Source organism: Streptomyces sp. Y309 (assembly GCF_056712025.1).
The window spans coordinates 3,293,013-3,315,697 of record NZ_CM160048.1 but is presented as its reverse complement, the minus strand read 5'-3'; the positions used below and the strand labels follow the sequence as shown (position 1 = coordinate 3,315,697).

Below are 22,685 nucleotides of genomic sequence, written 5' to 3'. Positions count from 1 at the left end.
TAGGGTCGGAGCCATGGACCGGACGCCTGCTCACTCCGCCGCTCAGCCCGCCCGCACCGACGCGGCCACCGCGACCGCCCGCCCCGGCGCGGCCCCGCTCGACCTCACTCTCGACGCCGCCGCGCTGACCGCCGCGCTGGTCGACTTCCCGTCGCCGAGCGGCGAGGAGAAGGCCCTCGCGGACGCCATCGAGGCGGCCCTGCGGGCCCTGCCGCACCTGACGGTCGACCGGTACGGCAACAACGTGGTGGCCCGCACCCACCTGGGCCGCGGTGAGCGCGTGATCCTGGCGGGACACATCGACACGGTGCCGGTCGCGGACAACCCGCCCAACGTCCCTTCCCGCCTGGACGAGGACGGCGTGCTGTGGGGCTGCGGCACCTGCGACATGAAGTCGGGCGTCGCGGTGCAGTTGCGCATCGCGCAGACGGTCACCGAGCCCAACCGCGACCTCACCTTCATCTTCTACGACAACGAAGAGGTCGCCGCGCACCTGAACGGCCTGGGACACGTGGCCGAGGCTCACCCCGACTGGCTGGCGGGCGACTTCGCGGTCCTCCTGGAGCCCACCGACGGGCAGGTGGAGGGCGGCTGCCAGGGCACCCTGCGGGTCCTGCTGCGGACCAAGGGCGAAAGGGCGCACTCCGCGCGCGCGTGGATGGGCTCCAACGCGATCCACGCCGCGACCCCGATCCTGGCGAAGCTGGCCGCGTACGAACCGCGCACGCCGTTCGTCGACGGCCTCCAGTACCACGAGGGCCTCAACGCCGTCCGGATCGAGGGCGGCGTCGCCACCAACGTCATCCCGGACGTGTGCACCGTCACCGTCAACTTCCGCTACGCGCCGGACCGTACTCCGGAGGAGGCCGAGGCCTTCGTACGCGATTACTTCGCGGACTGCGGGGTCGACGAGTTCGTCGTCGACGACCACACCGGGGGTGCGCGTCCCGGCCTCACGCACCCCGCGGCGGCGGCCTTCCTGGCCGCGATCGGCGGCGAGGCGCGGCCCAAGTACGGCTGGACGGACGTCTCCCGCTTCAGCGCGCTCGGCGTGCCCGCGGTCAACTACAGCCCCGGCAACCCGATCCTCGCCCACAAGATCGACGAGCGGGTCCAGGCGTCCCTGATCCCGGAGGCCGAGGCCCGGCTGCGGTCCTGGCTGACCTCCTGACCCGACCTCCCGACTTCTGGAGTTACGCCCCGCGTAACGCCCGTAGACCTACGCTGAAGTGGCACAACGAGCGAGTTGAGCGCGGCCGCGCGGATGGGGCCGGGGTCGACCGGCAGTGGAAGGGGATGTTCATGGGCAATCCGGAAGCGCAGGGTCCGCCGGAGGAGCAGCACCTGGGGCCGGTGGTGCGGCGGCGCGATCAGATCACGCCCGGCACCACGGACCAGCGACTCCTCGACACCGAGGGCGACACCGAGTGGGTGCACACCGATCCCTGGCGGGTCATGCGCATCCAGTCCGAGTTCGTCGAAGGCTTCGGCGCCCTCGCCGAACTCCCCAGCGCCATCAGCGTCTTCGGCTCCGCCCGGACCCTGCCCGGCTCCGCCGAGTACGAGGCCGGGGTGCGGATCGGCAAGGCGCTGGTCGACGCGGGCTTCGCGGTCATCACCGGGGGTGGGCCCGGGGCCATGGAGGCCGCCAACAAGGGGGCCCGTGAGGCCAAGGGCATCTCCGTCGGGCTCGGCATCGAGCTGCCCTTCGAGCAGGGGCTCAATCCGCACGTCGACATCGGCGTCAACTTCCGCTACTTCTTCGTGCGCAAGACCATGTTCGTGAAGTACGCGCAGGGGTTCGTGGTCCTGCCCGGCGGGCTCGGCACCCTCGACGAGCTCTTCGAAGCGCTCACCCTCGTCCAGACCCGCAAGGTCACCCGCTTCCCCATCGTCCTCTTCGGGTCGGCCTACTGGGGCGGCCTGGTCGACTGGCTCCGCGACACCGTGATCGCCCAGGGCAAGGCCTCCCACAAGGACCTGGCACTGTTCCACGTCACGGACGAGGTGGAGGAGGCGGTGGCCCTGGTGACGAAGGAAGTGGGCCGCTGAGGGGTCCCTGCGGGGCGGGTGGGTGTCCCTGTGCGGGTGGGACGGGCCGCCGCAGATCGCGCTGCGCGCTCGTCCTCAAACGCCGGACGGGCTCTTCCCTACCCGCCCGCCCCTTCTCGCCCTTCGGGCGGGAAATCCAGCCCCTCCGGCGTTTGAGGAGCGGGGGTCTGGGGGCAGAGCCCCCAGTTTCGGGAAGGGGTGGGATTGGGGAGCCCCCGGCAGGGCCCTACGCCAGCCCCCTCCGGGCCACCCTCGGCTCCCGGTGGCCCGCGATCGTGGTGACCATGTCGAGGACCTGACGGGTCTCGGCGACTTCGTGGACGCGGTACACCTGCGCACCGAGCCACGCGGACACCGCGGTGGTGGCCAACGTCCCGATCACCCGCTCCTTGAGCGGCCGGTCAAGCGTCTCCCCGACAAAGTCCTTGTTGGAGAGGGAAACCAGCACGGGCCACCCCGTGGACACCAGCTCCGGCAACCGCCGGGTCGCCTCCAGCGAATGCCGCGTGTTCTTGCCGAAGTCGTGCCCGGGATCGATGAGGACGGACTCCCGCGGAACCCCGAGCTGCACGGCCCGCTCGGCAAGCCCCACGGTCACCCGCAGGATGTCGGCGACGACGTCGTCGTACTCGACACGATGGGGCCGCGTACGCGGCTCCGCGCCGCCCGCGTGCGTGCACACGAGCCCGACCCCGTACCGCGCGGCGACCTCCGCGAGCTTCGGATCCACCCCGCCCCACGCGTCGTTGAGCACATCGGCCCCGACGTCGCAGACGGCCTCGCCGACCTCGTGCCGCCAGGTGTCGACGCTGATGACGACATCAGGGAAGCGCCGCCGCACCTCCGCGACGAAGCCGACGGTGCGCCGCGCCTCCTCCGCGGCGGTGACCTCCTCGCCGGGCCCGGCCTTCACCCCGCCGATGTCGATGATCGCCGCACCTTCGGCCACGGCCTGCTCCACGCGCGCGAGGGCGGGCTCGTCGCGGAAGGTGGCGCCCTGGTCGTAGAAGGAGTCCGGGGTCCGGTTCACGATCGCCATGATCACCGGTTCGTGCGCCTCGAACACGCGCCTGCCCAGCCTGAGCATCCCCTGTGAGCCTCCTCGTCGTTCCGTCGGCCGGCCTCGCGGTCCGGCCGCCTGCGACCTTAACTGTCAGAGCCGCATGGCACGATCGGAGCCAGACAGTTTCCGTGCCGGCCGCCGAGCGGTCCGGCTCCGAGCGTGGGGACCGCAGAGATGGTCATGTTCCTGTTCTTGGTCATCGCCCTCGTCGTCGTGGTCGGGGCGGTGACCCTGGCGGTCCTCGGCGGCGGGGAGAGCGGCGCGCTGCCCGACGTGGCGCCGGAGCGGTTCACGGACCCGCTGCCACCGGACCGCCCGCTGCGCCGGGCCGACGTGGAGGCGGTGCGCTTCCCCATGACGGTCCGCGGCTATCGCATGGTCGATGTGGACGAGGCCCTGGACCGCATCGCCGCCGAGCTGGCCGAGCGCGACGCGCGCATCGCCGAGCTGGAGACCGCCCTCGCCGGCGCCCAGGCCACGGCGGTCGGCGGCCCGGGCCTGCTCAAGGGGTACGGCGCGGCGGAGCGCGGCCCCGCACACCCCGGCGCCCCGGCGCCGGCCGACGAGCGACCGGAGGACGACAAGTGAGCGCCGCCATCCCCGGCCCGGACGGCGGCCTGCGCTGCCCGTGGGGCCTGTCGACCGAGGACTATGTGGCGTACCACGACGCGGAGTGGGGCCGCCCGGTCCACGGCGACGACGCGCTGTTCGAGCGCCTCTCCCTGGAGGCCTTCCAGTCGGGCCTGTCCTGGCTCACGATCCTGCGCCGCCGCGAGGGCTTCCGCGCCGCCTTCTCCGGCTTCAAGATCGCCGCGGTCGCCGAGTTCGGCGAGGCCGACCGCGAGCGGCTGCTCGCCGACGCGGGCATCATCCGCAACCGCGCGAAGGTGGACGCGACCCTCGCCAACGCGCGTGTGCTCGCCGACTGGCCCGCCGGTGAACTGGACGAGCTGATCTGGTCGTTCGCCCCGGACGCGGCCGCGCGCCCGGTGCCGCGGACGCTCGCCGACGTGCCCGCGGTCACGGACGAGTCGACGGCCCTGTCCAAGACCCTCAAGAAGCGCGGCCTCCGCTTCGTCGGCCCCACCACGGCCTATGCCCTGATGCAGGCCTGCGGCCTGGTGAACGACCATCTCGCGGACTGCGTGGCCCGCGAGGCGAGCGCCGCCGGAAGACTGGCCCGCGGCCCGAGCACGACTGGCTAGCGGCCCAGGTACTTGGGCCTGGCCTTGTCGAGGAAGGCCTGGACGGCGATGGCGTGGTCCTCGGAGGCGCCCGCCTTCGTCTGGAGTTCGTCCTCCTTGTCCAAGGTCTCGTCCAGGGAGTGGCCGGCGGCGTACGCGAGCGACTCCTTGAGCGCCGCGTACGCGAGCGTCGGCCCCTCGGCGAGCGCGCGGGCCACCGTGCGCGCCTCGTCCGCCAGCGCGTCCGCGGGCACGACCTTGTTCGCGATCCCCAGGTCGTATGCCTCCTGCGCCTTGATGCCGCGCGGGAAGAGCAGCAGGTCGGCGGCGCGGCCCGGGCCGATCAGGCGCGAGAGGGTCCAGGAGACCCCGGAGTCGGCGGTCAGCGCGACGCCCGCGAACGAGGTGTTGAAGGAAGCCGTGTCCGCGACGACGCGGTAGTCCGCGGCGAGCGCGAAGCCGAAGCCCGCCCCGGCCGCCACGCCGTTGACCCCGGCCACCACCGGCTTGGGCATGCCGGTCAGGGCCCGCACGATCGGGTTGTAGTGCTCACGCACCGTGCTCATCGTCTGCCCGGAGCCCGATTCGCGGTCGGCGGCGAGCAGGCCGACGTGCTCCTTGAGGTCCTGGCCCACGCAGAAGGCGCGCCCCGTCGCGGTGAGCAGCACGGCGCGCACCGCAGGGTCCGCCGCGGCCGAGCGGGCCGCCTCCCGCAGGGCGACCTTGGCCTCGACGTTCATCGCGTTCATCGCGTCGGGGCGGTTCAGCGTGATCGTCGCGAGCCCGTCGCTCACTTCGTAGAGCACGGTGTCGGCCATGGTGGGTCCCCTCCGCTGGTCCTGTGACCGTCGTGTGACGGGTCGTGTGGGCTTCGGAGCCAGCATGACCTAGATCATCGGCCGCCGGTATGCGGCCGCGGATGTGACCTGCGTCAAAGTCTTTGTGGCGGGAGAACCGTGTGGGGCGGCGCAGTATTGCAGTCACATCGCCGAATTGAGTGGTTTTGCGGCCGCGCGTTGCGCAAGCGATGCCGACTGATGTTGGTCATCGGGTCCCGCGATGCGGGATAATGACCTGGAAGCAATGTGTTCGATGCCGGTGACACCTGGGTTGTCGGCTGCGACAAGCTGGTTTCAGGAAGGGGAACGAGCATGGCGGCCATGAAGCCGCGGACGGGCGACGGCCCGCTCGAGGTGACCAAGGAGGGGCGGGGCATCGTCATGCGCGTTCCGCTCGAAGGCGGCGGTCGACTTGTCGTCGAACTGACCCCGGACGAGGCCGACGCCCTCGGCGACGCCCTGAAGAAGGTTGTCGGCTGACGCGCAAGCGGCCACACTTTTCACCACACTTTTGAGCTGCCCCGGCATCGTACGACGAGCCGGGGCAGTGCTGTGTCCGGGGGCCGCGGGCATACGTGATCTTGACGGGAGGCATGTCGCGGCGGCCCGGGCGGCCTGCGGGAACGTCCGGAATCCGGCGGGCCGAAAGGCCTGAATCCTCGGGCCGGAGGACTGGTTTGAGCGGGGCGCGGGGTGGGCGTCACCTGGACGGCCGAGCGGATGACGCCCGTCAGCGCCCCGAAGGGGCGCGAGGCTGCGTCCATGTGCGGCTCCGCCGCGTGGGCGCGACCAGCCACTGACGGCCCGCAGGTGTCGCGGTGCGCAGCCGACGAAGAGCTCAGCACCGCACATCCAGCGAAGCGCTCAGCGCTTCACGGCGCAGAGGAGGCCGTCGCCCACCGGGAGCAGCGACGGCACCAGGTCCTGGCTCTCGCGCACCGCGCGCAGCAGCTCGCGCAGCCGCAGCACCTCCACGGGCTGCGGCCCGGAGTCCACGGTGCGGCCGTCGGCGAAGACTCCCTCGAAGCAGACGAGCCCGCCCGGGCGGAGCAGGCGCAACGATTCAGCGAGATAGTCGATGCACTCCGTGCGGTCGCCGTCGCAGAACACCAGGTCGTAGCCGCCGTCCGCGAGGCGGGGCAGGACGTCGAGGGCGCGGCCCGGGATGAAACGGGCGCGGTTGCCGGCGAAGCCCGCGGCGCGGAACGCCGTGCGGGCGAACTGCTGGCGCTCCGGATCCGGATCGACGGTGGTGAGGACGCCGTCGGGGCGCATTCCGTGCAACAGGTGGATGCCCGACACTCCCGTGCCCGTACCGATCTCGGCGACCGCCTTGGCGTCCACGGTGGCGGCCAGCATCCCGAGCGCGGCGCCGGTGCCGGGCGACACCGAGCGAAGCCCCGCTTCCCGCGCCCGGTCACGGGCCCAGCGCAGCGCCTCGTCCTCGGCGACAAAGGCGTCGGCGAACGCCCAGCTCGTCTGCCGGTTGCCGGTAATGGCCCTCTCCTGTCCCCGTGGTTGCCTGGCCGTGACTGTATCCGTTGGGGCCGGGAACCCGCAGATGGGACCGTGCGTTTAGAAGGGGTGTGAGGACAACGGGGGGCAGCCGGGGCATGGTCATGGATCTGGAACTGAAGTCGGGACGCGAAGTCCGCACTCTGCGGACCGAGCGGACCCGGCACATCAAGAGGCAAGTACCAAATTCACGTAAAAACGCTTATCCGGAGCTAACGGGCGAGGTGGTTATGGTAGGGGCTCCACTGGACACCACCAGAGCCGACAGGGGAGGTGCGGCTGCGTCCGCGGATCGGGGAGGAGTGCTTCGGCGCTTTCTCGGATTGGCGGGTAAGCCGAAATCCGTGACCGACACCGCTGACCGTTCCCGCGCCACCGATTCCGCTCAGACCGCGACCTTTGCCGCTGACGCGGAATCGCAGGCGTGGACTCCTCCCACGTGGGAGGAGATCGTCAGCACGCACAGCGGCCGGGTCTATCGTCTCGCCTACCGCCTGACGGGCAACCAACACGACGCCGAGGACCTCACCCAAGAGGTCTTCGTCCGCGTCTTCCGCTCCCTGTCGACGTATACGCCGGGCACGTTCGAGGGCTGGCTGCACCGCATCACCACGAACCTCTTCCTGGACATGGTCCGCCGCAAGCAGCGCATCCGCTTCGACGCCCTCGGGGACGACGCGGCGGAGCGGCTGCCCAGCCGCGAGCCCTCGCCACAGCAGGTGTTCAACGACACGCACTTCGACGCGGACGTCCAGCAGGCGCTCGACACCCTCGCGCCCGAGTTCCGTGCCGCCGTCGTCCTGTGCGACATCGAAGGCCTTTCGTACGAGGAGATCGCCGCCACCCTGGGCGTCAAGCTCGGTACGGTCCGCAGCCGTATCCACCGTGGCCGCTCCCAGCTGCGCAAGGCCCTCCAGCACCGTTCCCCCGAGGCCCGCGCGGAGCGTCGCTCGCTCGCAGTGAGCGGAGCCGTGGCGCTGGGAGGAGGGGGCGCGACCGCGTGAGTGGATCACGGTCCAATCCTGCCGAGCGGCATCTCGCCGAGCAGCACCTGGGGGACCGGCTCGCCGCGCTGGTCGACGGTGAGCTCGGTCATGACGCACGCGAGCGAGTGCTCGCGCACCTTGCGACCTGTCCGAAGTGCAAGACCGAAGCCGACGCGCAGCGCCGGCTCAAGAACGTCTTCGCGCAGTCGGCGCCGCCGCCTCCCAGCGAGAGCTTCCTCGCCCGCCTGCAGAGCCTTCCCGGCGCCGATATCGACGACATCGGCCGGTCCGGGGGCCCGCGCACGCCCGTCGACGACGGCTTCGCCACCGGCTCGTCGGACTCCACCGGCCTGCCCAACGGCGGTGTCTTCAGCGTCCGCGGAGGAAGACCCGAGCCCTTCGCCGGGTATGTCCCCTCCGGCGCCCACGCCGCGGTGCTCCCCAGTGAGGAGCGCGGCTTCCGCATCCATGACGTCGGCAGGTCCGAGTCCGAGCGGTCCGTGTGGCTCGGGCGGCGGTTCGCGTTCGCCGCGGCCGGGGCCGTGTCGCTGGCGGCGATAGCCCTCGGCGGGGTCACCATGGGCACGCCCCTCACCGCAGGCGAGCAGCGTGCCGGCGGTGCCGGCACGGCCAACAGCAACGCGACCCCGCTGCGGTCCCCGAGCACCCCCAACGCCGCCGTTCCCGACTCCGTGCGGCGCCGCAGCGGCAACCCGCTCTCCGTGCAGGGACCGCGACAGCCCCAGGCGCTCGCGCCCACGACGGCCGTCACGCCGCTGCTTTCCGGGGCGCCCATGCGGCCCGGCCATCCACCCGAGGGGCACCAGCTCACCGCCCCGCTGCTGGCCGGGGCCGGCGTGATGTCCCCGCTGGTGCGGGCCGTGACCGAGGACGCCCCGGACGGCGCGCCACAGGGCCTCACGCTCAACGTCACCGCCGATCCCGCCCCCAAGGCCTCGCCGAAACCCGACGCCGGACCGCTGCGGGGCACCTCCCAGATCCACTGACGTGCCCTGCGCGTCGGCCCGCAGACCTGGTTGAATCCTCGGTGGACCGTGCCCGCCGGAACTCGGCGGCCACGGAATGCAGCACGTAATCGGCGTCGCCGCGGGCCAGTTGTGGGGAGAGCATGGACGTTGGCACTGGGCCTGAGCAGGGTTCCGGGGTGACCCCCGACGAGGCTTCCCCTCCCGGGGTGTCCCGGGACGGAGGCGGACAGGGGGCGGCGGCCCCCGTTGGGGAACCTCAGGGCACGGTGCCCGCGGGTGGAGCGCCTCAGGATGCGGTGCCTTCGGCTGAGGTGGCGGGGGACGCGGTGCCTTCGGCTGGTGCGGCGGGGGATGTGGTGCCTCAGGGTGCGGTGTCCGGGGGGCTTGCGGGGCCTCGGGGCGCGGTGTCCGGGGATGGGGTGCCTCAGGATGTGGTGCCTTCGGCTGGGGTGGCGCGGGATGTGGTGCCTCAGGGTGCCGTGTCCGGGGGGCTTGCAGGGGATCGGAGCTTGGTGCCTGGTGGTGCGGTTGGCAACGGAGCCGGTGTCGTAGGTGGTGCGGCTGAAGCCGGCGGTGCGGGCGCTGCCGAGGGTGCCGCCGTCCTGGACGGTGCGCCTCCGGCCGTCGTTCACGCGTCGTCCACGACCGAGGTGCCCGCCGCCCAGGCCCGCGCCGACCGACCCCGGCCGCTGCACGACCCCGACCCGTACAGCACACCGCCCTACGGCGAGCCCGGCCCCTGGGCCCCCGCACCGCCCGTACAGCACCCGGTGGCGACCCCGGCCCAAGGCACCCCCGTCTACGGGACCCCGGGGCACGGCACGCCCATACCCGGCGCCCCGGCCCCAGGCACGCCTCCACACGGAGTCCAGCACCACAGCGCTCCGGGGCAGGGAGCCCAGCCTCCCGGGCCGCCTACGCATGGCGGTGCCCCGGCCGCCTCCGCGCAGGGCACGCCCCCGCGCAGCGGCCAGTACGCCGACGCCCACGGGCACGGCCCGCACCCGGGCACCGCGGCCCCCGGCTCCCCCGGCACGCCTCCGCACGGAGTCCAGCACCACAGCGCTCCGGGGCAGGGAGCCCAGCCTCCCGGGCCGCCTACGCATGGCGGTGCCCCGGCCGCCCCTGCGCAGGGCACGCCCCCGCACGGCGGTCAGTACGCCGACGCCCAGGGGCACGCCCTGCACCCGGGCACAGCGGCCCCCGGCTCCCACGGCATGCCCGCCCCCGACACCCGCGCGCAGGCCGCGCCCCCGCACGGCGGTCAGTACGCCGACGCTCACGGGCACGGCCCGCACCCGGGCACCGCGGCCCAGGGGACCCAAGCTCCCGGCGCCCCGGCCCAAGGCAGTCCCGCGCACAGCACCCCGGCCCCGGGAGTCTCCATGCACGGCACACCCCCGGTCGGCGGCGCCCCGCACGAGGCCGTCCCGCCGCACGGCCACCCCACCCACACCAACGCGGGGGCGCACGGCGTGCCCGCGCAACCCGCACCGGGAACAGGAACCCCCGCACCCGGCCACGCGCAGGGCGCCCCCGCCCCAGGCGCCCCCGCCAGCCCTTGGCAGCGGTACGACCCCTGGAGTGCCCCGCTGCAGCAGACCGGGGCCGCCGTCGCCACTCAGGGGGAGCGGCGGCGGCGTGGGCGGCGGGCGATTGTTGTGGGGGCCTTCGTCATCGCGCTGGTGGCCGGGGGGATCGGCGGCGTCGTCGGGGCGTATCTGGAGCGGGAGGGCGGCATCGGGACCGATGTCGAGCTGCCGCAGGCCGGTTCGGAGTCCGAGAAGCGGCCCAAGGACAGCGTGGCCGGAATCGCGGCGAGCGCGCTGCCGGGCGTCGTGACGCTGCACGTCCGCGGCGACGACGGCGCGGGCACCGGCACCGGCTTCGTCCTCGACGGCAAGGGCCACATCCTCACCAACAACCACGTGGTCGAACCCGCCGGGACGGGCGGCGAGATAACGGTGACGTTCAGCGGCGGCGAGACCGCGAGCGCCAAGGTCATCGGCCGGGACGCGGGCTACGACCTCGCCGTCGTCAAGGTGTCAGGCGTCCGCGGACTCAAGCCGCTGCCGCTCGGGAACTCCGAGAACGTGCAGGTCGGTGATCCCGTTGTCGCCATCGGCGCGCCCTTCGACCTCGCCAACACCGTCACCTCCGGAATTATCAGCGCCAAGGAGCGCCCCATCACGGCGGGCGGCGAGAAGGGCGACGGCAGCGACGTGTCGTACGTCAACGCCCTCCAGACGGACGCGCCCATCAACCCGGGCAACTCCGGCGGACCTCTCGTCGACGCCAAGGCCCGCGTCATCGGCATCAACAGCGCCATCCGCTCCGCCGACAACGGCTCCGCCCCCGAGGGCGGCCAGTCCGGCTCCATCGGGCTCGGCTTCGCCATACCCATCAACCAGGGCAAGCGCGTCGCCGAAGAGCTCATCAACACCGGCCGGGCCACCCACCCGGTCATCGGCGTCACCATCGACAAGCAGTTCACCGGCGACGGCGCCCGCATCGCGCGGAAGAGCCGGAGCGGCGGCCCGGCCGTCAACCGCGGCGGCCCCGGCGCCAAGGCGGGCCTGAAGCCGGGCGACGTGATCACCGCGGTGGACGGCGACCGCGTGCACTCCGGCGACGAGCTCATCGTCAAGGTCCGCGCCCACCGCCCGAAGGACCGCCTGGAGCTGACCGTCGAGCGGGACGGGGACGAGCGGAAGGTGACGCTGGTCCTCGGCACGGCGAGCGGGGAGTGAGCCATGGTGCCCGAGGCATCCGCCGTGTCCTCGTTGGCTGCGTTGTCGCCGTGCGGCTACCGGACGGACAGTCACGCCGGGTACCGTAGAGCGGGTCCGGACGGCAAGGAGCTTTCAAGGTGTTCAACGACATTGGCGCACTCGAGATAGTGACGCTGGTCATCCTCGCCGTGCTCATCTTCGGACCGGACAAGCTGCCGAAGCTCATTCAGGACGTGTCGCGGACCATTCGCAAGATCCGCCAATTCTCCGACAGTGCGAAGCAGGACATACGGAATGAACTGGGCCCGGAATTCAAGGACTTCGAGTTCGAAGACCTGAACCCGAAGAAGTTCATCCGCAAGCAGATGGAGAACGACGATCTCGGTCTGAAGGAAATCCGCAACGGCTTCGACCTGAAGAAGGAAATGGCCGAAGTCGCGGATGCCGTGCACGGCCGTGACAGCGATTCCGCCGAGGACTCCGGCCGTTCCACCACGGGTTCGGCGACCGCCCCGGCCAACGGCTCCGGCAGCGGCCGTCTCGACATGGAGAAGCGTCCGCAACCGGACAAGCCGGCGGCCGGCGACCCGCCGCCCTTCGACGCGGACGCCACCTGATCCTGCGGCTGCCCAGGCCCGCGGCCCCGGATGCCACCTGGGCCGACGGCTGTCACCTGAGCCTGCGGACGCCCCGTGAGCCGGCGCCTGCCGCCCAGGCCCACGGCCCAGGACGCCACCTGAGCCCGCGCCTGCCGCCCAGGCCCGCCGCCCCGGACACCCCCCGGCCCGAGCCCGCCCGAAGCCCCCAGAACCCGCCCGGCGGGCCCCGTGCCACCCCGGTGCCGACGTGCGCCCCTTGACGCCCGTGGCGCGCCGCCCGGCGCCCGCGACGGGCCTGGTCGGAGGCGTCGAGTACACCCGTCCGCCGACTGGTTGACCAGCATCCGGAATGGGTGTGGCTATCCTGCCTTGTTGTCCGGCGTGAGGACGCCCGAGGGGGGCGGGCCGCTCCGGACCGACGAGAGCGAGGAGGCGGCCGGGTACATGGAGACGACAAGTCGGGTGGGCGCGCAGGCGCCAGCAGCGGACGGTGCCGCGCAAGCGGTGCCCTCCGCCCGGCGCACGGTCGACGGCTACCTGCTGGCGCCCTTCCCCTGGTACGGCCTGGACGAGGCCTTCACGGGACCGCGCTGGCTGATGCAGGTCGGGACCGCCGCGGACGGAGCCGTGGAGCACGGCTCCATCGGTCACGGTGACGAGCCGTCGGTGCGGGCCGAAGGGTCCGGCAACGGCGACAAGGAGCGGTTCGCGGTCGTGGTGACCGTCGCCGCCAATCCGGTGCGGCGCAGCGCCGACGGCACCGGCGTCCTGGAGGCCACCTCGGTGTCCTCCGCGGCGTGGCTGGCCGGCGTGGGCCTGCTGACCTTCACCTGGCCCGGCCAGATGGACCACAGCCTGCGGGACGACTGGCTCGACCAGCAGACGGAGACCGCGTGGGTCCTCGCGGACGATCTGCACGGGTCGGACTGGTCGACCCTCTCCCTGCCGGTGGACGGGGTCCCGACCTCGTTCCACTACCGGGAGTCCGAGTACGGCTGGGTGCTCGCCGGGTCCACCAAGGAGGGGGTGCATCTGGGGGCGTACGGACGCGGGATGAGCGCGTACGGCCTCGGCTTCTCCGTCGTACAGGACATCGGCGCCTACGCGAAGTAGTCCTCCGGACGGGTACGCAGTGGGGGCGCCGTCGCGCTGACGGCGCCCCACACTGCGTGAACGCGTATCGGCCTTCGGCCTCGTCCTCAAACGCCGGACGGGCTGTCAATCCCCCCGCAATCGCCGGACGGGCTGTCAATCCCCCCGCAATCGCTGGACGGGCTGTCAATCCCCCCGCAATCGCTGGACGGGCTGTCAATCCCCCCGCAATCGCTGGACGGGCTGTCAATCCCCCCGCAATCGCTGGACGGGCTGTCAATCCCCCCCGCAATCGCTGGACGGGCTGTTAATACCCCCGAACGGTCAGAACTTGTTGCGCGGCGTGAGCCCCAAGGTCATGCCCGACAGCCCGCGCTGGCGGCCGCCCAGCTTGCCCGCGATGGTGCGCAGCGCGCTGCCCGCCGGCGACTCCGGGTCGGTGAGGACGACGGGCTTGCCCTCGTCGCCGCCCTCGCGCAGGCGTACGTCGATGGGGATGGAGCCGAGCACCGGCACCGTCGCGCCCGTGGTCCTCGTCAGGCCCTCCGCGACCTTCTGGCCGCCGCCCGTGCCGAACACGTCGACCATCTCGTCGCAGTGCGGGCAGGGCAGCCCGGACATGTTCTCGACCACGCCGACGATCTTCTGGTGGGTCTGCACGGCGATGGAACCCGCGCGCTCGGCGACCTCGGCCGCGGCCTGCTGCGGGGTGGTGACGACCAGGATCTCCGCGTTCGGGACGAGCTGCGCGACGGAGATCGCGATGTCGCCCGTGCCCGGCGGCAGGTCCAGGAGCAGCACGTCCAGGTCGCCCCAGAACACATCCGCGAGGAACTGCTGGAGCGCGCGGTGCAGCATCGGGCCGCGCCACACCACCGGCGCGTTGCCGGGCGTGAACATGCCGATGGAGATGACCTTCACGCCGTGCGCCGACGGCGGCATGATCATGTTCTCGACCTGGGTGGGCCGCCCGTCGGCGCCGAGCATGCGGGGCACGCTGTGGCCGTAGATGTCCGCGTCCACGACGCCGACCTTGAGGCCGTCAGCGGCCATCGCCGCCGCCAGGTTCACCGTCACGGACGACTTGCCGACGCCGCCCTTGCCGGAGGCGACCGCGTAGACCCGGGTCAGGGAGCCGGGCTTGGCGAAGGGGACCTCGCGCTCGGCGGTGCCGCCGCGCAGCGCGGACGCCAGCTCCTTGCGCTGCTCGTCGCTCATCACGTCCAGGGTCACGTCGACACGCGTGACGCCCTCGACGGCGGCCACCGCGTCCGTCACGTTCTTCGTGATCGTCTCGCGCATCGGGCAGCCGGAGACCGTCAGATACACGGTGACGGCGACCGCGCCGTCCGCGCCGATCTCCACGGATTTGACCATCCCCAACTCGGTGATGGGTCGCTGGATCTCGGGGTCGTTCACCGTCGCCAGTGCGTCACGCACCGCGTCTTCCGTAGCTGCCATACACCCGATAGTACGGCGCGGTAACCCGTGGCAGGAAAGGGCTGTCAGCGGTCGCCTACGTCACGTACCCGGGCGTCCTCGGACGGGAATACGGTGTGCTGGTCCTCCAGCTCCTTGGCCAGGTCCTGGAGTTCGGAGCGGATCCAGTCGCGGGTGGCGACCTCGCCGAGGCCCATGCGCAGCGAGGCGATCTCCCGGGTGAGGTACTCGGTGTCGGCGATGGAGCGCTCGTTCTGTTTGCGGTCCTGTTCGTGGGTGACGCGGTCGCGGTCGTCCTGGCGGTTCTGCGCGAGCAGGATCAGCGGGGCCGCGTACGAGGCCTGGAGCGAGAGCATCAGGGTCAGGAAGATGAACGGGTAGCGGTCGAAGCGCAGGTCGGCGGGGGCGGAGACGTTCCAGACGACCCACAGGATGATGACGACCGTCATCCAGACGATGAACCGGCCCGTGCCGAGGAACCGCGCGATGCGCTCCGAGAGCCGCCCGAAGGCCTCCGGGTCGTAGTCCGGCAGCAGCTTGCGGCGCGGCGCCCGCGGCTGGTCGAGCCGGAACCGGCTCCGGCCGCGCCCCTCCCGGTCCTTGTCGCGCTCCCGCTCCCGCTCAGCCGCCGCCATGACCGGCCCCCTCCTGGAGGTGGAACTCCGTCTCGCGCCAGTCGTCGGGCAGCATGTGGTCGAGTACGTCGTCGACGGTGACCGCGCCGAGCAGCGAACCGCCCTCGTCGACCACCGGCGCCGCGACCATGTCGTACGCCGCGAAGAAGCCCGCCACGACCGGCAGCTCGGCCTCCGGCCGCAGCGGCCGCAGATCGTCGTCGATGATCGAGCCGACCAGCGTGTACGGCGGGTCGCGGAGCAGCCGCTGGAAGTGCACGGTGCCCAGGTACTTGCCGGTCGGGGTCTCGTCCGGCGGGCGGCACACGTACACCTGCGCGGCGAGCGCGGGGGAGAGGTCCTGCTGCCGCACCCGCGCGAGCGCGTCCGCGACCGTCGCGTCCGGGCGCAGCACGATCGGCTCGGTCGTCATCAGACCGCCCGCCGTGCGCTCCTCGTACGCCATCAGCCGGCGCACGTCGGCCGCGTCGTCCGGCCGCATCAGGGTGAGCAGGCGCTCCTTGTCGTCCTCGGGGAGCTCGGAGAGCAGGTCGGCGGCGTCGTCGGGGTCCATCGCCTCCAGGACGTCGGCGGCGCGCTCCTCCTTGAGCTTGCCGAGGATCTCGATCTGGTCGTCCTCCGGGAGCTCTTCGAGGACGTCCGCGAGCCGGTCGTCGTCGAGCGCGGCGGCGACCTCCGCGCGCCGCTTCGGCGACAGGTGGTGCAGCACGTTGGCGAGGTCGGCGGGGCGGAGCTCCTCGAAGGTGGCGAGCAGGCTCTCGGCACCCTGCCCGTGCTCCTCCAGCGAGAACCCGTCCACGGCCGACCAGTCGACGGTCAGCGCCTCCCCCTTGCGCCGGAAGGCCCCTCCCTTGCCCTTGCGTACGAAGACCCGGTCCACCTCCCAGTCCCGGCGGGCCGGGAGCTGCTGCACGGAGACGTCGAGGACGGTCACCTCCTCGCCGCTCTCCACCAGGTGCACCCGGCGGTCGAGCATCTCGCCGAGGATCAGCCGCTCGGTGGGGCGCTGCTCGAAGCGCTGCACGTTCAGCACGCCGGTGGTGATGACCTGGCCCGACTCGATGCCGGTCACCCGGGTGATGGGCAGGAAGATGTGCCGGCGCGTGGCGAGCTCCACGACGAGGCCGAGCAGCCGGGGCGGCCTGCGACCGACGCGGAGCATGGCGACGAGGTCGCGCACGCGGCCCATCTCGTCGCCGTTCGGGTCGAAGACGGCGGTGCCGGCCAGGTGCGAGACGAAGATCCGGGGCGCGCTTCCCGCCATGCGCGGCGCCTCCCTGCCGCTCGCTGCTGCTCGTTTCGCTTCGTTCGGTCTCGATCGCGCTGCGTCGCGCGGATCCGTGTCGCTCTTTGCGACCATTTATACGATCTTTCGTACGGGCTTCAGGCTAGCCCGTACCGCACGCATCCGGCCTGGTGGGACGTCCGGACGGACTGGCTCCGAGGCACGTCGGCGGCACCGGTACGCTGCGGTACGCCAGGCCGTGGCGCGCCACGGCCGGGGCCGTAGAGCAAGCCGTAGAGGACGTCCGCACGAGAGGCAGCGCCACCTGTGACTGCGATGCGACAGGCCCGCCGTACCCGAAGGGCCGCGCTGGTGACCACGGTCTGCGCGGGGATCGTGGTGGGCGGCGCGGGCCTGACGGGATGCGGCGGCGGAGGCGAGGACCCGGACGCGGGCACGAACGGCGTGGGCAAGCTGTCCGCGACGAAGATCCAGAGCAAGACGCGGCAGGCCGCCAAGGGCGCCACCGCGGTCCGGCTGTCCGGCACCGTCGTCAGCAAGGGCCAGACGTACAAGCTCGACATGCGCCTCAAGGGCTCCGGCGGCACGGGCGAGGTCACGTCCAAGGGCGGCACGTTCCGGCTGCTGCGCGTCGGCGAGCATCTGTACCTGAAGGCCGACTCGGGCTTCTGGACGCACCAGGGCGAGTCCGGCGGGCAGGGCGGCGGCTCGACGGCCGACGATTCGGCGGCGGCGAAACTCGACGGCAAGTACGTGAAGGTGCCCACCGGCGACCCCGCGTACCAGCAGCTCAGCGGCTTCACCGACAAGGACGTGCTGCTCGACGGCACGCTCACGCTGCACGGCACGCTGTCCAAGGGCGACCGCGTCGAGTCACGCGCCGGACGCGTCATCAAGATCGCCGGCGACGAGGGCGCGGGCGGCACGCTCGAGGTGTCCCTGGAGGGCAAGCCCTACCCGCTGCGACTCCAGCGCGCGGGCGACGCGGGCACGCTGCGACTCACCGAATGGGGCAAGGACTTCCCACTGGAGGAGCCGGGCAAGGACGAGACGGTGGACTACGGGCAGCAACTGCCGAATTCGTAGGTGAGTGACAGAGGACGAGAACGCTGCGGTACGAAGGCGCCCTGAAGGGGCGCGGGGCTGTATCGACTTGCGGCTCCGCCGCGGGGCGCGACCAGCCCCCACCGGCCCGCAGAGGAAAAACCGCGGCCCCAGCGGAGCGCTACCGCTTCTTGGCCCGCCGGGCCAGCAGCCGCGGCAGCCCCGCCGGGATCGGCTGCCGGGTCGTCGCCGTCGTCGGCAGCGGGGCCTCGGCCAGCGAACCGTCGGGCAGATCCGTGGTCGACTCGCGCGGCGCCAGCCGCAGCACCCGGCACTCCGTCGCCCAGCGGTCCACCATCCGCTCGCCGTCGGGCGCGTTCAGGCGCTTGCCCTTGAGTTCGGCGACGGCCGCCTCCCAGGCCTCGGAGCGCGGCGCGAGCTCCGCCACCGCCGCCGTCCAGGCGATGACGCGGCCGCCCTTGTCCTTGCTGCGTACGGTCACCTCGGCGCCCGCCCCGTCGGCGAGGCCGGGCAGCGGCTGCTCGCCGGGGCCGTCCCCGACGACGTGGACCGCGCCGTCGACCCAGACGTGCCACAGCGCCCTGACGGGGCCGCCGGGGCCGGCGCCGCGCACCCAGATGAGCCCCGACTTCTTCGTGGCCTCCTCGACGAGGGCGCGGTCGAACAGCGCGTCAGCAGCAGCAGTCATGCGAGGCAGCTTAGCGAGGCACCGATGACAGCGACTCAGAGCCAGCCATTGCGCTTCAGCGTGCGGTGGATCGAGTAGCAGACCACGCCGATGAGGCCGAGGACCATCGGGTAGCCGAACCGCCAGTGCAGCTCCGGCATGTGGTCGAAGTTCATGCCGTAGACGCCGCACACGGCCGTCGGCACGGCGATGATCGCCGCCCAGGAGGTGATCTTGCGCATGTCCTCGTTCTGCGCGACGGCGGCCTGGGCGAGGTTGGCCTGGAGGATCGAGTTGAGCAGTTCGTCGAAGCCGAGGACCTGCTCCTGGACGCGCGCGAGGTGGTCGGCGACGTCGCGGAAGTACTTCTGGATGTCGGGGTCGACTAGGCGCATGGGCCGCTCGCTGAGCAGCTGCATGGGCCGCAGCAGCGGCTGCACCGCGCGCTTGAACTCCAGGACCTCGCGCTTGAGCTGGTAGATCCGCCCGGCGTCGACGCCCCGCGAGCCCCCCTTGCCGGTGGCCGCGAACACCTCGTTCTCGACGTCGTCGATGTCGACCTGCATGGCGTCGGCGACGGCGAGATAGCCGTCGACGACGTGGTCGGCGATGGTGTGCAGGACCGACGAGGGGCCCTTGGCGAGCAGCTCGGGCTCCTCCTGGAGGCGGCGCCGCAGGGCGCGCAGCGAGCCGTGGCCGCCGTGCCGCACGGTGATGAAGAAGTCCCGTCCGGTGAAGCACATGACCTCGCCGGTCTCGACGACCTCGCTGGTGGCGGTGAGTTCGGCGTGCTCTACGTAGTGGATGGTCTTGAAGACCGTGAACAGCGTGTCGTCGTAGCGCTCCAGCTTGGGCCGCTGGTGGGCGTGCACGGCGTCCTCCACGGCCAGCGGGTGCAGCCCGAACTCCGCGGCGATCCCGGCGAACTCGGCCTCCGTCGGCTCGTGCAGGCCGATCCACGCGAAGCCGCCGTCGCGGCGCACCTGGAGCATCGCCTCGTGCGGCGTCAGGGTGTCGTCGCAGGCGACGCGGCGGCCGTCGCGGTAGACGGCGCAGTCCACGACGGCCGAGACGGAGCTGGGGTCGCGGGTGGTGTCGTACGAGCTGTAGGAGGCGCTGTCCTTGCGCAGGGAGGGGCGGACGGCGTCACGCAGGTCGCGGATCATCGACATGGGCAGGCTCCTTCGACGAAAGGGCCGCCTGCGACGGGTGGAACTGCCCGGAATGGGGACGTCCTCTGCGGGTTCTGGCACGTCCACAAAGCGGGGAGCACCGCACCGTCGCGGTGGCAGCAACGCTACTGATGCAGATCAGGTGAAACGCGGTGCTCTTCCGTCTCGTACGGGCTGCGCCGGACACGAACGCGTCGTCCCCGGATGCCGTACGAAGGACCGCAGCTACGCTGCTGCGGAAGGTTCAGCGGGCGGAAGAGCGAGTGGTACTGCACGGTCGACTTCGATCCACTGCAGCCCCACCTCCTCCGGCCGGTCCCCCGTGGGGGAAGTCCCAGGCGCGACAAGGCGCCGTCTCCTGCGTCCGGGCTTGAAGGCGACGCTTCTGCGTGCTGCCCGGGCCAGCGGCCAACAGTATCAGCCGACCGGTGCGTCAAACCCCCACCTTTACCCATCACTGACGAGTTCTATGCTCGCGTCATGGCTGATGTTCTTGCTCTGGTCGAGGCCCGGCTCCATGGTGGCCTGGGGGAACCGGACGCGCGCGCGGCGGTGACGTTCCTCGGGACGGACCGCATCGAAGTGCTGCGGTTCACGGACGGGGACGTCGTGCGGTACGCGACGCTCGGCATGTCCGCCCACCCGATGGCTGATCCGACGGCCGTACTCGCCGACCCGGTCCAGGGCCCGCGCGCGGAGCTGGTCCTCTCCGTACGCGGCGGCCTCGTCGAGACCGACAAGGTGCTGCGCCCGCTGGCGGTGCTCGCCGCCTCCCCGCAGGTGGAAGGGCTCGTGGTCGCGCCGGGCGCCTCCCTCGACGTGGGTGAACCGCTGTGGCCGGGCGCGCCGTTCACCTCGGTCCTGGTCGCGGAGTCCGGGGGTCTGGTGGAGGACCTGGAGCTGGACGAGCCGATGGACCCCGTGCGTTTCCTGCCGCTGCTGCCGATGACGCCCAACGAGGCGGCGTGGAAGCGGGTGCACGGCGCGCCCGCGCTCCAGGAACGCTGGCTCAACAGTGGTACGGACCTGCGCGATCCGCTGCGCAAGTCCGTACGGCTTGACTGACCGCCGGCCTGAACGTCCGCCCCGGCGGGGCTAGTTGGCGAAGACGGTCACGCCGTCCTCGGTGGCGTGCCGGGTCTCCAGCTCCTCGGCCTCGTGTGTGAGCGCGCTCCGCCGCACCCACACCACCACCGCGCCGAGCACCGCCGTGACGGCCGCGACCACGAACGGGATGTGGATATTGCTCCACTCCTCGATCTTCGGCGCGAAGTAGGGGGCCGCCGCGGCGGCGAACCAGCGTACGAAGTTGTAGCCGGCGCTCGCCACGGGGCGCGGCGCGTCCGAGACGCCCAGCGCGAGCTCCGTGTAGACGGTGTTGTTCACGCCGATGAAGGCGCCGGACAGGATGGTGCAGACGACGGCGGCGGTGTGGCTGCCGTACCCGAGCACCAGCACGTCCGCGGCGAGCAGCACCAGCGAACCGCCGAGCACCTTCAGCGAGCCGAACCGCTCCTGGAGCCGGGGTGCGACGAGCACCGAGAACACCGCGAGCAGCACGCCCCAGGCGAAGAAGACCGCACCCGACTTGTACGGCGTCATGTTCAGGACGAACGGCGTGAAGGCCAGGACCGTGAAGAACGTGTAGTTGTAGAAGAACGCCGACGCGGCCGCCGAGGCCAGGCCGCCGTGGCCGAGCGCCTTGAGCGGGTCGAGCAGCGAGGTCTTGCGCGCGGGCTTCGGCTGTTCCTTCAGGAACGCCGTGATGCACAGGAAGCCGACGGCCATCAGGGCCGCGGTGCCGAAGAACGGGTAGCGCCAGCTCGCGTCGCCAAGGAGTGCGCCGAGCAGCGGCCCGCAGGCCATGCCGAGCCCGAGCGCCGACTCGTACAGCAGGATCGCCGCCGCGCTGCCCCCGGCGGCGGCACCCACGATGACGGCGAGCGCCGTCGACACGAACAGCGCGTTGCCGAGCCCCCAGCCGGCCCGGAACCCGACGAGCTCGCCGACCGACCCCGACGTACCGGCAAGGGCGGCGAACACGATCACCAGCGCGAGCCCGGCGAGCAGCGTCTTCTTGCCGCCGATGCGGCTGGAGACGAAGCCGGTCACCAGCATGGCGACGGCGGTGATCAGGAAGTACGAGGTGAACAGGAGCGAGACCTGGCTGGGTGTGGCCTCGAGCCCCTGGGCGATGGACGGCAGGATCGGGTCGACGAGGCCGATGCCCATGAACGCCACGACGGACGCGCCCGCCGTGGCCCACACCGCCTTCGGCTGGCGCAGCAGGCCGCCCGCCCCGGCGTCGAATGGGTCGCCTTCGGCGGGCTCTGCCGTCTCTCCTTGCGTGGGGGTGGTCATCCGCCGCTCCTTCAGATCGTTGATGCGTACACACAATAAGTTAGATGGGCTAATTAATGCAAGCTACATCTAGTTTTGCCTGGTGGTGGGCTCGGGAAAAGGCAGAGGGAGGAGGGAGAGGAGGCCGCCTCCGGACGGGTGATCGTCCTTGACGGGGCGCCGAGTGGGGAGGACCGTTGGGCGCTATGAGGGGCGAACCCAGTTGCCCGAAGTGTGGTGGCCGGGTCAGGGCTCCCGGTCTTTTCGCCGACTCCTGGCAGTGCGATGTGCACGGGACGGTGCACCCGCTGCAGCCGGTGATCCCGCCCAGCGTCGAGGCCCTCCAGGTCGTCGTGCACCGTGCCCAGGTGCCCGTGTGGATGCCGTGGCCGCTGCCCGTCGGCTGGCTCTTCACCGGCGTGGTCTGCGCCGGCGACGACCGCAGTGGCGGCCGTGCCACCGCCGTGGCCTGCTCGGGGCCCGCGCCGCTCGGCGGCGTCGGTGAACTCGTCCTGGTCGCCGAGGAGTTGGGTGTCGGCCTCGGCGCGCGCTATGCCGGCATCGACGGCCCCGACCCCGGCCCCTCCATGAGCGTCGGCAAGCCCGCCCAGGCCAAGGTGCTCGCGGCCGGCCGGCCCACGGCCATGTGGCACGTGCCCGGCACGCCCGACGACCGGGCGGTGTTCGCGGGCGAGGCGCGGGGGCTGTGGCTGTGGGCGATCGCCTGGCCCGAGCAGTCGGGACTGCTCATGTACGACGAGCTCGTGCTCACGGACCTGCGGGACGCGGGCGCGGAGGTGGACCTGCTGCCTTGCGGGGCGCTTTCGCCGCGACTGCTGATGCCGTAGGGGCGGGCGCGGCCCTCGCGGGGGCGTATCGCCGCTTCGCGGCTCGTCCTCAAACGCCGGACGGGCTATTCCCCGCCCGCCCACCCTTACTACCTGCCGGAACAGCCCGCGCAGCGGAATTTCAGCCCGCCCGGCGTTTGAGGGCGAGGCGCGGAGCGGCGATGGAGGGGGAGAGGGGCGTAGCCCCATACGTGGGCGGGGCCGGGGGCCGCGGACCGTTA

At 72.0% G+C, this 22,685-nt stretch carries 22 protein-coding genes; 13 read left to right on the top strand and 9 right to left on the bottom strand.

What is annotated here, in order from left to right; genetic code table 11:
• Positions 1 to 13: 13 nt before the first annotated feature.
• Both dapE and AC0KTA_RS12720 read left to right on the top strand, forming a co-directional pair.
• Entirely contained in the window at positions 14 to 1,171 is a 1,158-nt protein-coding gene (dapE, locus tag AC0KTA_RS12725; RefSeq protein ID WP_481055231.1) for a succinyl-diaminopimelate desuccinylase, read from the top strand.
• Positions 1,172 to 1,302: 131 nt separating this feature from the next.
• Complete coding sequence (locus AC0KTA_RS12720) at positions 1,303 to 2,052, top strand: LOG family protein (RefSeq protein WP_481055230.1); 750 nt, start codon at positions 1,303 to 1,305, stop codon at positions 2,050 to 2,052.
• Between the two features lie 226 nt (positions 2,053 to 2,278).
• On the opposite strand, the gene folP is transcribed toward AC0KTA_RS12720, so the two are convergent.
• Complete coding sequence (folP, locus tag AC0KTA_RS12715) at positions 2,279 to 3,139, bottom strand: dihydropteroate synthase (RefSeq protein ID WP_481055229.1); 861 nt, start codon at positions 3,137 to 3,139, stop codon at positions 2,279 to 2,281.
• Between the two features lie 150 nt (positions 3,140 to 3,289).
• Between folP and AC0KTA_RS12710 the strand changes: the two genes are divergently transcribed.
• Both AC0KTA_RS12710 and AC0KTA_RS12705 read left to right on the top strand, forming a co-directional pair.
• Positions 3,290 to 3,703: a DivIVA domain-containing protein gene (locus AC0KTA_RS12710; RefSeq protein ID WP_481056402.1), complete on the top strand. Its 414-nt coding sequence runs from the start codon at positions 3,290 to 3,292 to the stop codon at positions 3,701 to 3,703.
• On the top strand, positions 3,700 to 4,320 hold the full coding sequence (locus tag AC0KTA_RS12705; RefSeq protein ID WP_481055228.1) for a DNA-3-methyladenine glycosylase I: 621 nt from the start codon (positions 3,700 to 3,702) through the stop codon (positions 4,318 to 4,320). Before AC0KTA_RS12710 ends, AC0KTA_RS12705 begins: the two co-directional genes overlap by 4 nt.
• Here AC0KTA_RS12705 and chcB read toward each other — a convergent pair.
• Positions 4,317 to 5,117 carry a 2-cyclohexenylcarbonyl CoA isomerase gene (gene chcB / locus AC0KTA_RS12700; protein WP_481055227.1) on the bottom strand — a complete coding sequence of 267 codons (801 nt, stop codon included), beginning with the start codon at positions 5,115 to 5,117 and terminating at the stop codon, positions 4,317 to 4,319. The genes AC0KTA_RS12705 and chcB overlap by 4 nt on opposite strands.
• Before the next feature lie 333 nt (positions 5,118 to 5,450).
• Between chcB and AC0KTA_RS12695 the strand changes: the two genes are divergently transcribed.
• Entirely contained in the window at positions 5,451 to 5,618 is a 168-nt protein-coding gene (locus tag AC0KTA_RS12695) for a DUF3117 domain-containing protein (RefSeq protein ID WP_003966491.1), read from the top strand.
• 384 nt (positions 5,619 to 6,002) lie between these two features.
• Here the strand turns inward: AC0KTA_RS12695 and AC0KTA_RS12690 are convergent, their stop codons facing one another.
• Positions 6,003 to 6,701 carry an O-methyltransferase gene (locus AC0KTA_RS12690; protein ID WP_189729278.1) on the bottom strand — a complete coding sequence of 233 codons (699 nt, stop codon included), beginning with the start codon at positions 6,699 to 6,701 and terminating at the stop codon, positions 6,003 to 6,005.
• A gap of 182 nt (positions 6,702 to 6,883) precedes the next feature.
• Between AC0KTA_RS12690 and sigE the strand changes: the two genes are divergently transcribed.
• The 5 genes from sigE (at position 6,884) to AC0KTA_RS12665 (ending at position 13,072) form a co-directional block, all read left to right on the top strand.
• Entirely contained in the window at positions 6,884 to 7,657 is a 774-nt protein-coding gene (gene sigE / locus AC0KTA_RS12685) for an RNA polymerase sigma factor SigE (protein ID WP_481055226.1), read from the top strand.
• Positions 7,654 to 8,646, top strand: coding sequence for an anti-sigma factor family protein (locus AC0KTA_RS12680; protein WP_481055225.1), 993 nt, complete (start codon positions 7,654 to 7,656; stop codon positions 8,644 to 8,646). Before sigE ends, AC0KTA_RS12680 begins: the two co-directional genes overlap by 4 nt.
• A 632-nt stretch (positions 8,647 to 9,278) precedes the next feature.
• On the top strand, positions 9,279 to 11,378 hold the full coding sequence (locus AC0KTA_RS12675) for a S1C family serine protease (protein WP_481055224.1): 2,100 nt from the start codon (positions 9,279 to 9,281) through the stop codon (positions 11,376 to 11,378).
• Between the two features lie 119 nt (positions 11,379 to 11,497).
• Complete coding sequence (locus tag AC0KTA_RS12670; protein ID WP_481055223.1) at positions 11,498 to 11,977, top strand: sec-independent translocase; 480 nt, start codon at positions 11,498 to 11,500, stop codon at positions 11,975 to 11,977.
• A gap of 426 nt (positions 11,978 to 12,403) precedes the next feature.
• Complete coding sequence (locus tag AC0KTA_RS12665; protein WP_481055222.1) at positions 12,404 to 13,072, top strand: hypothetical protein; 669 nt, start codon at positions 12,404 to 12,406, stop codon at positions 13,070 to 13,072.
• A 303-nt stretch (positions 13,073 to 13,375) separates the two neighbouring features.
• Here the strand turns inward: AC0KTA_RS12665 and AC0KTA_RS12660 are convergent, their stop codons facing one another.
• From AC0KTA_RS12660 to AC0KTA_RS12650, 3 genes are read right to left on the bottom strand one after another with little or no spacing between them, the layout of a single operon-like run.
• On the bottom strand, positions 13,376 to 14,512 hold the full coding sequence (locus AC0KTA_RS12660) for an Mrp/NBP35 family ATP-binding protein (RefSeq protein ID WP_481055221.1): 1,137 nt from the start codon (positions 14,510 to 14,512) through the stop codon (positions 13,376 to 13,378).
• Between the two features lie 44 nt (positions 14,513 to 14,556).
• The gene (locus tag AC0KTA_RS12655) at positions 14,557 to 15,126 is read right to left on the bottom strand and encodes a DUF1003 domain-containing protein (RefSeq protein ID WP_481055220.1); all 570 of its coding nucleotides are present in this window, start codon (positions 15,124 to 15,126) and stop codon (positions 14,557 to 14,559) included.
• Positions 15,113 to 16,390: a magnesium transporter MgtE N-terminal domain-containing protein gene (locus AC0KTA_RS12650; RefSeq protein WP_481055219.1), complete on the bottom strand. Its 1,278-nt coding sequence runs from the start codon at positions 16,388 to 16,390 to the stop codon at positions 15,113 to 15,115. The genes AC0KTA_RS12655 and AC0KTA_RS12650 overlap by 14 nt, the downstream gene beginning before the upstream one ends.
• 297 nt (positions 16,391 to 16,687) lie before the next feature.
• On the opposite strand from AC0KTA_RS12650, the gene AC0KTA_RS12645 reads away from it, so the two are divergent.
• Positions 16,688 to 17,458, top strand: coding sequence for a hypothetical protein (locus AC0KTA_RS12645; protein ID WP_481056401.1), 771 nt, complete (start codon positions 16,688 to 16,690; stop codon positions 17,456 to 17,458).
• 139 nt (positions 17,459 to 17,597) lie between these two features.
• Here AC0KTA_RS12645 and AC0KTA_RS12640 read toward each other — a convergent pair whose 3' ends face one another.
• A complete protein-coding gene (locus AC0KTA_RS12640) occupies positions 17,598 to 18,125 on the bottom strand; it encodes a hypothetical protein (RefSeq protein WP_481055218.1) in 528 nt (175 codons plus the stop codon).
• Positions 18,126 to 18,160: 35 nt separating this feature from the next.
• Positions 18,161 to 19,276: a magnesium and cobalt transport protein CorA gene (locus AC0KTA_RS12635; protein WP_481055217.1), complete on the bottom strand. Its 1,116-nt coding sequence runs from the start codon at positions 19,274 to 19,276 to the stop codon at positions 18,161 to 18,163.
• A 480-nt stretch (positions 19,277 to 19,756) separates the two neighbouring features.
• Between AC0KTA_RS12635 and AC0KTA_RS12630 the strand changes: the two genes are divergently transcribed.
• Positions 19,757 to 20,341 carry a suppressor of fused domain protein gene (locus AC0KTA_RS12630; RefSeq protein ID WP_481055216.1) on the top strand — a complete coding sequence of 195 codons (585 nt, stop codon included), beginning with the start codon at positions 19,757 to 19,759 and terminating at the stop codon, positions 20,339 to 20,341.
• A gap of 30 nt (positions 20,342 to 20,371) precedes the next feature.
• Here AC0KTA_RS12630 and AC0KTA_RS12625 read toward each other — a convergent pair whose 3' ends face one another.
• Entirely contained in the window at positions 20,372 to 21,637 is a 1,266-nt protein-coding gene (locus AC0KTA_RS12625; RefSeq protein ID WP_481055215.1) for an MFS transporter, read from the bottom strand.
• Between the two features lie 185 nt (positions 21,638 to 21,822).
• Here AC0KTA_RS12625 and AC0KTA_RS12620 point away from each other — a divergent pair, with 185 nt between their 5' ends.
• Positions 21,823 to 22,464 carry a DUF6758 family protein gene (locus AC0KTA_RS12620; RefSeq protein WP_481055214.1) on the top strand — a complete coding sequence of 214 codons (642 nt, stop codon included), beginning with the start codon at positions 21,823 to 21,825 and terminating at the stop codon, positions 22,462 to 22,464.
• The last annotated feature ends 221 nt before the right edge of the window (positions 22,465 to 22,685 follow it).